The 12,981-nt window shown below is 62.5% G+C and carries 10 protein-coding genes; 4 read left to right on the plus strand and 6 right to left on the minus strand.

The genetic code is table 11. From position 1 onward, the window contains the following. Nucleotides 1-25: 25 nt before the first annotated feature. Genes AC6I99_RS11095 through AC6I99_RS11110 form a run of 4 tightly spaced genes read right to left on the minus strand, consistent with a single transcriptional unit; the run spans nucleotide 26 to nucleotide 4,470 of the window. Nucleotides 26-1,642, minus strand: coding sequence for an ATP-dependent acyl-CoA ligase (locus AC6I99_RS11095; protein ID WP_497945116.1), 1,617 nt, complete (start codon nucleotides 1,640-1,642; stop codon nucleotides 26-28). After that, complete coding sequence (locus tag AC6I99_RS11100) at nucleotides 1,639-1,956, minus strand: zinc ribbon domain-containing protein (RefSeq protein ID WP_497945115.1); 318 nt, start codon at nucleotides 1,954-1,956, stop codon at nucleotides 1,639-1,641. The genes AC6I99_RS11095 and AC6I99_RS11100 overlap by 4 nt, the downstream gene beginning before the upstream one ends. Continuing rightward, on the minus strand, nucleotides 1,953-3,092 hold the full coding sequence (locus tag AC6I99_RS11105) for a thiolase family protein (RefSeq protein WP_497945114.1): 1,140 nt from the start codon (nucleotides 3,090-3,092) through the stop codon (nucleotides 1,953-1,955). The genes AC6I99_RS11100 and AC6I99_RS11105 overlap by 4 nt, the downstream gene beginning before the upstream one ends. 49 nt (nucleotides 3,093-3,141) lie before the next feature. Then, entirely contained in the window at nucleotides 3,142-4,470 is a 1,329-nt protein-coding gene (locus tag AC6I99_RS11110; RefSeq protein ID WP_497945113.1) for an MFS transporter, read from the minus strand. Nucleotides 4,471-4,810: 340 nt separating this feature from the next. Between AC6I99_RS11110 and AC6I99_RS11115 the strand changes: the two genes are divergently transcribed. Both AC6I99_RS11115 and AC6I99_RS11120 read left to right on the plus strand, forming a co-directional pair. Next, nucleotides 4,811-5,623 carry a cyclase family protein gene (locus tag AC6I99_RS11115; protein WP_309926325.1) on the plus strand — a complete coding sequence of 271 codons (813 nt, stop codon included), beginning with the start codon at nucleotides 4,811-4,813 and terminating at the stop codon, nucleotides 5,621-5,623. Further along, nucleotides 5,620-7,335, plus strand: a complete 1,716-nt coding sequence (locus AC6I99_RS11120) for a thiamine pyrophosphate-binding protein (protein ID WP_497945112.1) — start codon at nucleotides 5,620-5,622, stop codon at nucleotides 7,333-7,335. Before AC6I99_RS11115 ends, AC6I99_RS11120 begins: the two co-directional genes overlap by 4 nt. Before the next feature lie 21 nt (nucleotides 7,336-7,356). Here the strand turns inward: AC6I99_RS11120 and ligD are convergent, their stop codons facing one another. Next, entirely contained in the window at nucleotides 7,357-8,601 is a 1,245-nt protein-coding gene (gene ligD, locus AC6I99_RS11125) for a non-homologous end-joining DNA ligase (RefSeq protein ID WP_497945111.1), read from the minus strand. A 106-nt stretch (nucleotides 8,602-8,707) separates the two neighbouring features. Between ligD and AC6I99_RS11130 the strand changes: the two genes are divergently transcribed. Continuing rightward, nucleotides 8,708-10,456, plus strand: coding sequence for a pyruvate dehydrogenase (locus tag AC6I99_RS11130; RefSeq protein ID WP_497945110.1), 1,749 nt, complete (start codon nucleotides 8,708-8,710; stop codon nucleotides 10,454-10,456). Nucleotides 10,457-10,507: 51 nt separating this feature from the next. On the opposite strand, the gene pdxR is transcribed toward AC6I99_RS11130, so the two are convergent. After that, nucleotides 10,508-11,905 (minus strand): MocR-like pyridoxine biosynthesis transcription factor PdxR, encoded by a 1,398-nt coding sequence (gene pdxR / locus AC6I99_RS11135; protein WP_497945109.1) that lies wholly within the window; start codon nucleotides 11,903-11,905, stop codon nucleotides 10,508-10,510. Between the two features lie 124 nt (nucleotides 11,906-12,029). On the opposite strand from pdxR, the gene AC6I99_RS11140 reads away from it, so the two are divergent. After that, the gene (locus AC6I99_RS11140; protein ID WP_497945108.1) at nucleotides 12,030-12,917 is read left to right on the plus strand and encodes a dihydrodipicolinate synthase family protein; all 888 of its coding nucleotides are present in this window, start codon (nucleotides 12,030-12,032) and stop codon (nucleotides 12,915-12,917) included. Nucleotides 12,918-12,981 lie beyond the last annotated feature (64 nt).

The raw sequence follows: 12,981 nt of genomic DNA on the forward strand, positions 1-12,981 counted from the left end.
CTGCCAACCCCAGCGGGAGTGGCAATCAGCGGGTGCCTACAGCCGCGGCCCGGCGCGGCGAGGCAACGTCCCTGTCCCACTGTGCTGCCTCCCGGCCAGCGGCTTTGAGCACCTGTTTGCGCACTTTGCCGTTCTCGGTCTGGGGCAGTTCATCCACGACCCGCAGGAAGCGGGGGATGGCGAAGGAAGCGAGCCGGGGAACACAGAACTCGCACAACCCCTCAAAATCCACAGGTTCACGCAGGACAAGTGCGGCCATGACTTCATCTTCACCGAGTTCGGAATCCACCGCGTACACAGCAGCCTCCTGGACGGCGGGATGCTGCCGCAGAACCTGCTCAACCTCCACTGAAGAGATGTTTTCCCCGCGGCGCCGGATGACATCCTTGATCCGGTCGACAAACCGGACCCACCCGTCCTCTTCCAGAACCACCCTGTCCCCGGAATGGAACCAGAGATCCTGCCACGCCTTCGTTGTCGCCTCGGGCATGGCATGGTATCCGGTGGCCAGTGCATGGGGCTGCTCGCTGCGGATGAGCAGCTCACCCGGCTGCCCGTTGGGAACGGGCACTCCGTGCGCGTCCACAACGCGGATGGAGAACCCGGGCCGCACCTGGCCCATGTACCCTGGACGCCACTGATGGGGCGTGGAACCGATCACGGAGTTGGTCTCGGTGGATCCGTAGCCATCCAGGAGGAGCACCCCGAACCGTTCCTGGAAGGGCTCCACCAGGCGGGCAGGCGTCGCCGGGGAAAGGGCGAGGCGAATGGTGTGGTTCCGATCGCCGGGTGCAGGCTCCTTGCCGGCGAGTATTCCGACCATCGCGCCGAGAAGGTAGGTCACGGTTGCTCCCGCGGAGGACGCATCTGCCCAGAACCGCGAGGCCGAAAACCGTGGGCCGAGTACGTACTCACCGCCGCAAGCGACGGCCTGCATGAAGGCATTGAGGGCGTTCGTGTGGAACAGCGGCAAACAGGTGTAGAGCACGTCATCAGGCTTGAGACCCAGCTGGTCTGACATATTTTCGGCCCACCAATAGAACTGCCCTTGAGGGCACAGCACACCTTTGGATACCCCGGTGGTGCCGGAGGTGTAAAGGATCGCAGCCGTGTCTGCCGGTCCCGCTTCCACTGGTTCCACTCCGGAAACGGCCTCGGGAACAGGCATAACCTCAAATGCGGGGGTGGCCTCGAAAGCGGTGGTAACGTCCGTCATCGAACCATCAAGTACCCACACCTTCTGCAGGTCCGGTATTGGACCAACCGCGGAGATATGGCGCAGCAGTTCAGCTTCAGCAACCATCAGCGCCGGTCGGGAGTTGATCAGGACGTGCCGCAACTGCTCGCCCCTGCTTGCAGTGTTTACGGGGACAGCGACAGCGCCGATCCATGCGCAGCCCAGGATGAAGTCCAGCAGCTCTGTCCTGTTGGAGGACATCAGGGCTACTGTTTGGCCAGCCTCGATCCCGGCACTGCGCAGCAGCCCACCAGTGCGGGCAACTGCGTCTGCCATCGTCTGGCTGTCCCGACGAATTTCACCGCAGCGGAACAGAGGCGCCGTGGGTGCTTTCCGGGCTCGTTCAAGGAGCATTTCCGGGATGGTCAGGGGACGGCGGTTTGGGTCTGTTACCTGAGGGTTCATGGCTGATTCTCATTTACGTTTGAGTGGACAGGGATGAAGGCGTGGACGCCGGGGCCGGCGTTTGGGTTGTTGGTGAGCGGCAGGCTTTGACCGGGCTTTGTCGTGCCGCCGGTCACCCTGGCAATGACATGAGGCCCGTTCGGGATACTCAGAGTGGCCAGAAGCGTGCCGTCAGCCAGTTGCGTTGTCTGCTGGACGTCTGCTTGCCCGGCCTGGACCGTCGAAAAGTCATCCTGTCCGCAGCGGGGACAAATGAGACGTGCCGGAAAGAAGAGGCTCCCGCATCCAACGCAGGCTTGGATGGCGGCGCTCATTCGGCTGCCTCCAGCACCGACATCGTGGCGCAGGCCCCGTAACGGTAAAGGACCATCCCATAACCGCTGACGACTGCGTGGCGTGCCGTGACCTGACGGGCCCCGGCCCGTCCCATCAGCTGTGTGGCCGCTTCAACCAGTCCGTGCATTCCACCCGCTGCACCAGCTTGCCCGGCCGAAAGCTGGCCTCCGGAGCTGTTGACCGGCAACTGGCGCGTGGCAATTCGGTGTTCGATGAAGTAGGCCGGGTCGTCCTGCTCTGAAAGAATGCCCAGGTCCGCCAATTGCGCGACCACCATGGCCGGGTAGTCGTCATAGACGCAGGCGAGACCTACGTCGCTGGGACCGATCCCCGCCTGCTCCCAGCCGCTGGTTGCGCAGGCTTGCAGGCCCGTAGCGAGGCCGTCGCCGGACTGTTGGTCAGAGTTGTACGAGGCCCTTGCAGAAAGCACTTTGACGCGGGGAGTTCCCTTGCTCCGATCTGCCACCAGGACAACGGCGTCCGCCCCGGTGACGGGAGGTACGCAGTCGTACCGGCCCAAGGGGGTGGCAACCATTGGAGCGTTAAGGTATTCGTCCATGCTCAGGGATGTCCGGTAGACAGCAGCTGGGTTATCCATGGCCCATTGGCGCTGCGCCACGGCGATGCGGCCGTAATCTTCCCGGCAGAGTCCCAGGTGCTCCATCTGGCGGGAAGTAAGCATTGCAAAGAGCGCATTCGGTCCGTTCATCGGCAGGGGCGTCAGATGGTCTTCCGTCGCCTTGTTGTAACTGGCAACAAGGCGGGAGAACGCGGCCTGGTCCATGAGGTCGCCGGCGGCCAGGACGATAACGTTTGCGTCGCCTGCTTCAATGGCACGGATGGCATGCTGGAGCATTCCGCCTGCGCTGGCGCCGCCGTTGGTGTCCTGCATCAGCCAGGAGAGTCGAAGGCCCATGCGCCATGCCAGATCGATGGCGTGATCGGGTGCGAGCGTGAAGCTGGATACCGCAAACCCATCCACGTCACTGGTTTGGAGGCCGGCATCATGCAATGCCTTGCTCACGGCCCCGGCAATAAGCCGGGACGTGGTGGTACCTGGTGAAGGGTGCCTGGTGTAGGGGGACTGTCCCGTCCCGATGATGGAGACCGTCATGGCCATCCTTTCCAAAGAATGAAAGCAGTAGCAGAAGGACTTTGGGTGTCTACAAGAGAACCTGTGCCTGGTGGCCAGCCTTTTCCTTCTGTGCGGCTTTGATGCCATGGCGCGAGAAGACCAGTGCTACGAGCGTGACCAGGACCAGGCCAATCACATAAAGGGACACCGGTATGGAGGAACCGTATTGCAGCAGCAAGGCTGTGGCGATCAAAGGGGCGAATCCGCCGGCGAAGACCGCTGCCAGCTCGTGGGCGATCGCCATCGCGGAATAGCGGACCTCGGCGGAGAAGAGTTCGTGGAAGAATGCCGGCTGCGTTCCGATCATTGCTCCGTGGCAGAGGCCATTGCCCAGGAGGAAGGCCAGTATGACGATGGCGGGAGTGTTGGAATCAATCATGGAAAAGAACGGGAAAGCCATGGCGCCCATGCCAACTGCCCCGAGGGCGTAGACAGGACGCCGTCCAATCCTGTCCGAGAGATGGCCGAAGAAGATGTACGTGCCAAATGAGACAAGCATGGATACTGCCACTGCCATCAACAGCAGGCCCTTGTCCACGCCCACGTGAACTCCATAGGCAATGGAGAAGGAGAGGAAGATGTACGAGCCGCCGTTCTCTGCCACACGAAGTCCCATGGCGACGAGGATTTCGCGGGGGTGGGTCTTGATGGCCGCAAGCACGGGGAGTCGGTGTTGTTTGCTGTGGCTGACGGCGGTGAACTCCTTGCTTTCCGGTAGCCGGAAGCGAATGTACGCGCCCACTGCCAGCAGCACAACGCTCAGGAGGAACGGAACGCGCCAGCCCCACTCCAGGAACTGGGCGTCCGGCATCAACTGGACCAGGAAGAAGACCATGGACGACAGCACGAAACCGAGCGAAATTCCTCCCTGGCTGAAGGCAGAGAGCATGCCCCGGCGGGCATTGGAGGAGTTCTCGCTGATCAGCAGGACGCCTCCGCCCCACTCACCACCGGCCGCGATGCCCTGAATGACCCTGAGCAGGATCAACAAGGCAGGGGCCCACAGCCCTACTTGCGCATATGTCGGTAGCAAGCCCATGAGGGCTGTGCTGATTCCCATGATGGATAGCGTCATGACCAGGGCGCGCTTGCGGCCCAGCCTGTCGCCGATGTGTCCGAAAATGATTCCGCCCAGAGGACGGGCTGCAAACCCGACGGCGAAGCCGGCGAAGGCGGCCATGGTACCAACCAGGGGGTCGACGTCGGAGGGGAAAAACAACCGACCAAAGACGACTGCCGATGCAGTGGCGTAGAGGAAGAAGTCATACCACTCCAGCGCATTGCCCACGAGGGAGGCAACAACGTACCGACGGACTCCGGGACGTTGTCCGGGCAAGGTGTGCTGTGGATGGGACATTGTTGCTCCTTAGGGCGAAAGCTCCGGCAATCGTGCGGCCAATTGGACGTACCGTCCTGGCTGCAACTCTGCGGATCAGGTTGTCCGCTTCATGATCGAAACGGTCAATTGTGATGGGCGTTACAGCTGCTGATTTCAGTTTCCACCGAGCGCAGGGGAACGTCGAATGCCGGTTTTGCCAGGGGCTATGCCTTTCCGGGTAACCCTTGCAATTGGGATGAAAACGCTGTTCCGGTGCGTATGAATGTGCTGCTAATGTCGCAGCCACAAGTCCTGTTGCGCACCGCCACGGGACCCTCAACGCCCTCATCGACGGCGGACCCATCCCCAAGGAACTCTCATGGATACCAGCAGCAATATTGACGTGCGCCAAGGCAGCGTAGCCCAGGTGCTTGCCGGCCTCGCCGCGGGCCGGATCGATGTCATTGACCTGACCACCAGGCTCTCGAACAACACTCCAACCCTCGAACTACCCGAGCCCTTCGCAAACCTCATCGACTTCAGCCTCGAAGAGGTCTCCGCCTATAACAGCCCCGGGCCCTTCTGGAAGCATCACAATATCCACACCGGCGAACACATAGGCACCCATCTGGACGCGCCCGTGCACTGGATCACCGGGCGCAACGGCAAAGACGTCGCCCGGATAGAACCAAACCGGCTCGTGGGCCCGGCCATCGTCCTTGACGCGACCGGGGAAGCTACTGCGGACCCGGACTTCCTCCTGGACCTCCACCACATCCGCCGATGGGAGGAAACCTACGGACCACTGCCCGACGGCGGCTGGCTCCTCATTCGAACGGGATGGGACAAGCGCTCCCATGACCGACAGCTCTTCCTGAACAAGGACGAGTTTGGGCCACATTCTCCTGGGCTCACGGTCGAATGCGCCCGATGGATTGCCGAGGAGTCTGCGCTGTCCGGCATTGGCGTGGAAACCGTTGGTATCGATGCCGGGGCCGCCGGTGGACAGGAACCTCCCTTTCCGGCCCATCACTTCCTGCTGGGTAACGACAAGTACGGAATCACCTCACTGCAAAACCTCGACCAACTGCCCCCAATCGGAGCCGCGCTCATCGTTGCGCCCTTGCCAATCGTTGGCGGAACCGGAAGCCCGGCCCGCGTGTTCGCGCTCAAAGAAGGAGAAACACGATGACCGTCAGCACCAGCACCCCGGTTCTCAAAAAGGACTCCACCGCGCTGGCACCCGCATCCCGCTCCGTCAATGTTGCCGAACTCGTGGGGAACACCCTCGCCCGGCTTGGTATCGGCCACGTCTTCGGAGTAGTGGGCAGCGGAAACTTCGTCGTGACAAACGCACTGCGCAGGGCAGGAGTTCCCTATACCGCAGCAAGGCACGAAGGCGGCGCCGCCACCATGGCCGATGCCTACGGGAGGATGTCGGGCAAGGTCGGGGTCGTCACTACGCATCAGGGTTGCGGGCTGACCAATGCTGTAACTGGAATCGGGGAGGCAGCGAAGAGCCGAACTCCAATGATCGTCCTAACCGCGGACACGGCGGCATCCGCCGTCAGGTCCAACTTCACTATCGATCAGGATGCCCTTGCCCGAAGCGTCGGGGCAGTGGCTGAGCGGGTCCACTCGCCGCAAAGTGCAGTAGCAGACACCCTCCGCGCCTACCGGACGGCCGTAAATGAACGCCGCACGGTGGTCCTTTCACTGCCGACAGACATCCAAAGCGCAGAGGCGCCGGCAGGAACCGGCCACGTGGATCCTTTGGAACCCCGGCAGCGGATCAGGCCATCACGGGCGGCTGCCAGCAAACTGGCAGAACTCATCCAAGCTGCGAAGAAGCCCGTCTTTGTGGCTGGCCGTGGAGGCCGCGATGCAGGGCCGGACATCGCAGCGCTCGCCGAAACCGCGGGCGCGCTGCTGGCGACGTCCGCAGTCGCTCACGGACTCTTCAACGGCGATGCGTTCAATCTGGGAATTTCCGGTGGATTTTCCTCGCCATTCACTGCGGACACCGTGCGGGACGCAGACTTGATCGTCGGTTGGGGTTGTGCGCTGAACATGTGGACGATGCGCCATGGTTCGCTCATTGGCCCTGGAACAAAAGTAGTGCAAGTGGATCTTGATGACTCGGCCCTGGGGGCGAACCGGCACATTGATCTGGGGGTTCTGGGGGATTGCGGCGAGACGGCCGTTGCTGTGCTCCATGAACTGCGCTCTGCCGGACACCAGGCGGTTGGCCTGCGTACCAACCAGATGGCTGACCGGATAGCCGTGCATGCGCGCTGGAACTCGGTGGCCACGGAAGACCTGTCCACTGCGGGGACCATCGATCCCCGGGTGCTCAGCCGCGAGCTGGACCGGATCCTGCCCCACAATCGAATCGTTTCCGTTGATTCCGGCAATTTCATGGGGTACCCGAGCGCCTACCTGTCCGTTCCCGATGAGTATGGCTTTTGCTTCACCCAGGCTTTTCAGTCGATTGGGCTGGGGTTGTCCACTGCGATCGGCGCGGCGGTCGCCCAACCCCTGCGCGTACCTGTCCTGGGCACCGGCGACGGTGGCTTCCTCATGGCCATTTCCGAATTGGAGACGCTGGTCCGTGAGCGGATTCCGATGGTGGTGATTGTTTACAACGATTCCGCGTACGGCGCCGAGGTCCATCACTTTGATGCAGATGATGAAGACCTGGAAGTGGTTCGATTCCCCACGACAGATATCGCCTCCATCACCGCGGGCTACGGTGTTGCCACCGTGACGGTCCGAAGCGTCGCGGATTTGGCTCCAGTGGAGGAATGGGTTGCGGGTCCCCGGGATATGCCGCTCGTCATTGACGCCCGCATCGCTTCCGACGGTGGCGCGTGGTGGCTCGCCGAGGCCTTCAAAGGCCATTGAAGCCGACCGTCGCGCAGGGCATCACGATCCTGGACGCCCTGGCCATTCCTTGCCGGCCCAGGGATCGTAGTCCGCGATGAGCTCCTCCTGGGCCGGTCGCTTTGCTTCGGGGATGTGCTGCAGGTTCACCCGGACCCGGTACCAGAGCGAACTCGAACCGCGCATCCCGTCGATGAGTACATCGGCGGGGTGCAGGTCCGGGACAAGGTCCGCATGCCGGGCCTTCCATTCATCGAGGGCGGCCTGCGCTTCGGGCTTGGTCTTCGTTCGCGCCACCTCAATGAGTGGCATTGTTGAGACACGGCGGCCCGATCCATCGCCGGCGCGCGGTGCCTTCTCGGCGGGACCAAGTTCCTTGGCCAAGGCCAGCAGGCCCTCAAGGGAGCCAACAGCACCATCGATTCCAGCGTGGGGATCGCCCAGCTCCGCGAAGCGTTCTGGCACTGAGCGGACGGTGAATTGTTCGGGCCTGGTGGTAGTGACCTCGGCCCATGTCAGGGGAGTGGAAACGCGGGCATCGGGCCGGGGCCGGACAGAGTAGGCGGAGGCGACAGTCCGATCCTTCGCATTCTGGTTGAAGTCGACGAAGACGCTTTCGCCGCGTTCCTCCTTCCACCACCGCGCCGTGGCGAGCCCGGGGGCCCGGTTCTCGACCTCCCGGGCAAGGGTCTCCGCGGCGAGCCGCAGCTCGCTATAGGACCACTCCGGGGCGATTCGCACCAGAATGTGCAGTCCCCGGGACCCGCTTGTCTTGGGCCAACCAACCAGCCCGACGTCGTCAAGCACCTCGCGCGCCACATAGGCGACGTCGACGATCTGGGACCAATCCACACCGGGCATGGGATCAAGATCGATCCGGAGCTCATCGGGATGATCCAGATCCTCGGCACGTACGGGGTGGGGGTTGAGGTCCAGGCAGCCAAGATTCACCACCCACGCCAAACCAGCGGCGTCCCGGATTACAGTTTCTTCTGCTGAAGTCCCCGATGAGTAGTGCAACGTTGCCGTATCAATGTACTCCGGATGGTTTTCGGGAACGCGTTTCTGAAAGAACGGTTCGGCGTCGATGCCCTTGGGGAAGCGCTTGAGCACCATGGGGCGGCCGCCCGCGCCCCGCAGCGCACCCTCCGCAACTGAAAGGTAGTAGCGGACCAAATCCAGCTTCGTTAGCCCGGGTTCGGGGAAAACGACCTTGTCCGGATTCGAGACGCGAACCTCGGCGTCGCCAATGTCCAGAATCTCTGCCGGAGTCTTCGACGGGTTCATGCCGCCACGCTAGCAACGATCGGCGGTCCCAGCCAGACCAGGGGCGAGGGCGGCGACTATATTGACCATGTCAGTCCACCACCACAATCGCGGGAGTCTGCACACTATGGCCAAGGAACTTGCTACCCAGCTCATCGAACAACTCCAGGCTGCCGGTGTGCAGCGCATTTATGGAATCGTCGGTGACAGCCTCAATCCAATAGTGGATGCCGTACGTCAAACGGGAGGGTCGGCCAAAGGCGGTATCGATTGGATCCATGTCCGGCACGAAGAAGCGGCCGCTTTTGCTGCGGCCGCCGAGGCGCAACTGACTGGCAAGCTTGCAGTCTGTGCCGGCTCCTGTGGACCGGGCAACCTCCATCTGATCAACGGACTCTACGACGCCAACCGCACTGGCGCGCCCGTACTTGCCATCGCTTCGCACATCCCCAGCAAGCAGATCGGCAGCGGGTTCTTCCAGGAAACCCATCCTGACCGGCTCTTCACCGAATGCTCAGTGTATTCGGAACTGGTCAGCACGGCCGAGCAGGCTCCCCGCGTGATGCACAGCGCCATCCAGAACGCTGTAGCCCTTGGAGGAGTCGCCGTCGTGACTCTTCCCGGCGATATCGCCGGACTTGAGGCCACCGCGCCGACCCCGTTACCCGCTACGTTTCGGCCCGCCAGCCTGATCCCGGACCAGTCGAGCGTCCAGGAACTGGCTGACGCCATCAACGACGCCGGAAAAGTCGCCATTTTCGCGGGGGCGGGCGTCCAGGGAGCCCACGACAAACTCATTGCTTTGGCGGAACTGGTCAACGCCCCGATTGGCCACTCGCTGCGAGGCAAGGACTTCGTCCAGTACGACAACCCGTTCGACATCGGCATGACCGGGCTCCTGGGCTATGGTGCTGCTGCGGAGGGCATCGAGGACGCTGATCTGCTGATCCTTCTTGGTACCGATTTTCCCTACGACCAGTTCCTGCCGGACACCCGGACGGCACAGGTTGACCGGGCCGCACAGCGGCTGGGGAGGAGGACCGACGTCGACATTGCCGTCCATGGCGACGTCCTGCCTACCTTGGCCGCTCTTCTGCCCTTGGTCAATCCAAAGAAGAACCGCCGCTTCCTTGACCAGACGCTAAAGAAGCACGACCGCCTGATGAACAAGTCCGTGGGCGCGTACACGCGGAAGGTCGAAAAGAAGCAGCCCATTCATCCTGAGTATGCTGCTTCCCTGCTGGACCAGATAGCGGCGGATGACGCCATCTTCACCGCGGATACCGGAATGTGCAACGTCTGGACGGCTCGCTATATCAACCCCCTGGGCACGCGCCGGCTGATCGGTTCCTTCCTTCACGGGTCAATGGCCAACGCCCTTCCACACGCCATCGGTGCACAGATGGCCTATCCCGGGCGCCAGGTGGTTTCTGTCTCTGGCGATGGGGGCTTGTCCATGATGCTTGGTGAGCTCATTACCGTGGCTGCACATCAACTGCCGGTTAATGTAGTGGTCTTCAACAACTCAACACTGGGCATGGTCAAGCTCGAAATGTTGGTGGACGGGCTACCCGATTTCGGCGTCGACGTACCTGACGCAAACTATGCCGCCGTCGCGAAGGCCTTGGGCTTCCATGCTGTCCGGGTGACGGATCCTGCGGACATCGAGGAAGCGTACCGGGAGGCGTTCGCCCACCCGGGTCCTTCTCTGGTGGAGCTCATCACTGATCCGAATGCGCTGTCCATCCCGCCGAAGATTTCGGGGCAACAAGTCATCGGGTTCGCGACGGCCATGTCCAAAGTGGTCTTGAACCGCGGCGCCGGCGAAGCTGTGAGCATGGCCCGCAGCAATCTGCGCAACATTCCCCGGCGGTGACGGGAGTCTGTGCCGGCAGCAGTTTCAAACGGAACGCAGGAATTCCCTGGCTTACGGATGCTCGTCGAGAAGGGTGCCCAGGATAGCGAGGGCTTTTGACAGTTGGAGGTCGGACACTGCGCCATACCCGACGACCAAGCCGTTCACCGGTAGGCGCTCAGCGTAATATCCGGCCAGGGGGATGACCCGTACACCCCGTTCCAGCGCCTTCCCAGCCAGATCCGCCGCGTCAGGGTGTTCGAAGCGGATCACGGCATGCAACCCGCCGTCGAGTCCTGCAAGCTCCACATCGGTCCGCGGGCCCAAGCGCTCAATGAGCAAGGACCGGCGGTGCGAATATTCCCTCCGGGCCCGGGCAATGTGTCGGGAGAGTCCGCCGCCCTGAAGGTAATGGGCGAGGGCCGACTGCAGGACCCCGGCCACCGGAGTGTCCAAGGCTTCACGTACGGCCCTGAGGCGCTGGCCGGCATCGCCCCGGACCACCAGATATCCGCAGCGCAGCCAAGGACTAAGGTTCTTTGAGAACGTTCCAAGAAGTACGACGTCGGCAGCTGCTGGCAGGGAGGCGACGGCAGGCAGGGGCATTCTGCTGTGACGAAATTCGCTATCGTAGTCGTCCTCCAACACGAGCACGCCATGGCGGTCCGCCCACTTCAGCAGGCCGAGCCGTTCCTGGACTGCCATCCTGCCACCGAGAGGGTACTGGTGGCTGGGGGTGATGAGGACGGCGTCGGGAATGACGTTGAGTCCGGCGAGTTGGGAGCTCTTCAGGCCGTCCTCGTCCACGGGAAGCAGCTGAAGATGGGCACCGGCCGCGCTCATCACCCGCCGCGCCGTGGGGTAGCCCGGGTCTTCAACCAGGATGCGCGGATTGTTCCTCCTGCCGCGAAGCATGGACACCACCAGATGCAGTGCATCACTGGTGCCGGCAGTAATGATGACGTCCTCCGGGTCGACGGCCAAACCCCTGGACACCGCCAGATGACCGGCCACGGCTTCCCGAAGCTCCAGCGTTCCAAGGGGTGGTGGCAGATGCGTGTTTCCTTGCTCCGCCAAGGCCCTCTTCCACGCGTTGCGCCACTCCCTGTCTTGGAACGGCGATCCCGAGGGGCGGCCGGGGGTCAGGTCAATCACCTCGGCGTTGGCAGGGCTGCTGCGCTGCGCTTTCACTTCGTCCGGGCGCTTTTGAATGTCCGGCCGGACAGCCACTCTGGTCCCACCAGTACCGTTGCTTTCCAGGAAACCTTCCCCGGAGAGCTGCTCGAAGGCCCGCACCACCACGCCACGGGATATCCCCAAGTCCTTGGCCAGGCGTCGGGTTGCGGGGAGCGTGTGCTCAGGCTGGAGGAGTCCGCTGAGGATGGCGCTACGGAGCTGGCTTGCAACTTGGGCGGACAGGGAGGCCGGACTCTGCCTATCCAGCTCGATGGGTATTTCCGATTCGCTCATTGGACCTCCGGAGTTGTTCATTCTTGGATCTAGTGTAGGACCAAGCCCTTTGGCAGCATGAGACGCGTACTCACCCATTTGCTGTGCTCGCACCCGGCCACAGCCACAAGAAAGCAGGACTGTAGTGTTCAACGGCCTCAGCGCATTCCCCCTGACACCCATGAACGGTGAAAGTGTCGATCTGGACGCCGTTGCCCGGCTGGCGGCCCGCGCGGCACAGTCAGGGGCGGATTCACTCGGTGTCCTTGGCTCGACGGGGAACTACGCCTACCTCTCCCGTGAAGAACGACGCATGGTCCTTGAAGCGTCCGTTCAGGCTGCGGGGGGCGTGCCGGTTTTGGCCGGTGTGGGGGCAGTGCGTACCCGCGACGTCCTCACGCTTGCCGGCGATGCCCATGCCGCTGGCGCCTCGGCACTGCTCTTGGCCCCGGTGTCCTATCAACGCCTGTCGGAAGGGGAGGTTTTCGGGTTGTTTGAGGACCTTGCGTCGGAGTCAGACCTTCCGGTCGTCGTCTATGACAATCCCGGCACCACGGGCTTCACCTTCACGGACGAACTGCATGCCCGGATCGCACGTATCCCGGGAATAGCTTCCATCAAGATTCCGCCGCCGGCTGCCACTGACATTGAGAGCAAACTCGGCAAGCTCCGCGCAGCTTTGCCCGGGCAAACATTTGTGGGTATCAGCGGAGATTGGATTGCCGCCGAAGCACTGCTTGCTGGTTGCGATCTCTGGTACTCGGTGATTGGCGGGATCCTTCCCCGCCAGGCCCGGGAAATCGTTGATCACGCTTTGGCTGGCCGGCGCGATGATGCGATGGCAGCTTCCGCCGCGTTGGAACCCGTCTGGTCCCTGTTCCGAACCTATGGGAGCCTTCGGGTCACCGTCGCACTGGCTGAAGACCTGGGGCTCATTCCGTCGTCAGCCTTGCCGTTGCCGCTGCACGGCTTGGATACCGAAGGACGCACCAGAGTTACCGAAGCCATCCGCCAGTGTGGATTGGAGGCCTAGGTGGTTTGGAGGGCTGGCCACCTGGCTGGAAACAACGCAAATGAATGGGGTCGGGCCAAGAACG

The organism is Arthrobacter sp. TmtSoilC77 (assembly GCF_059739415.1).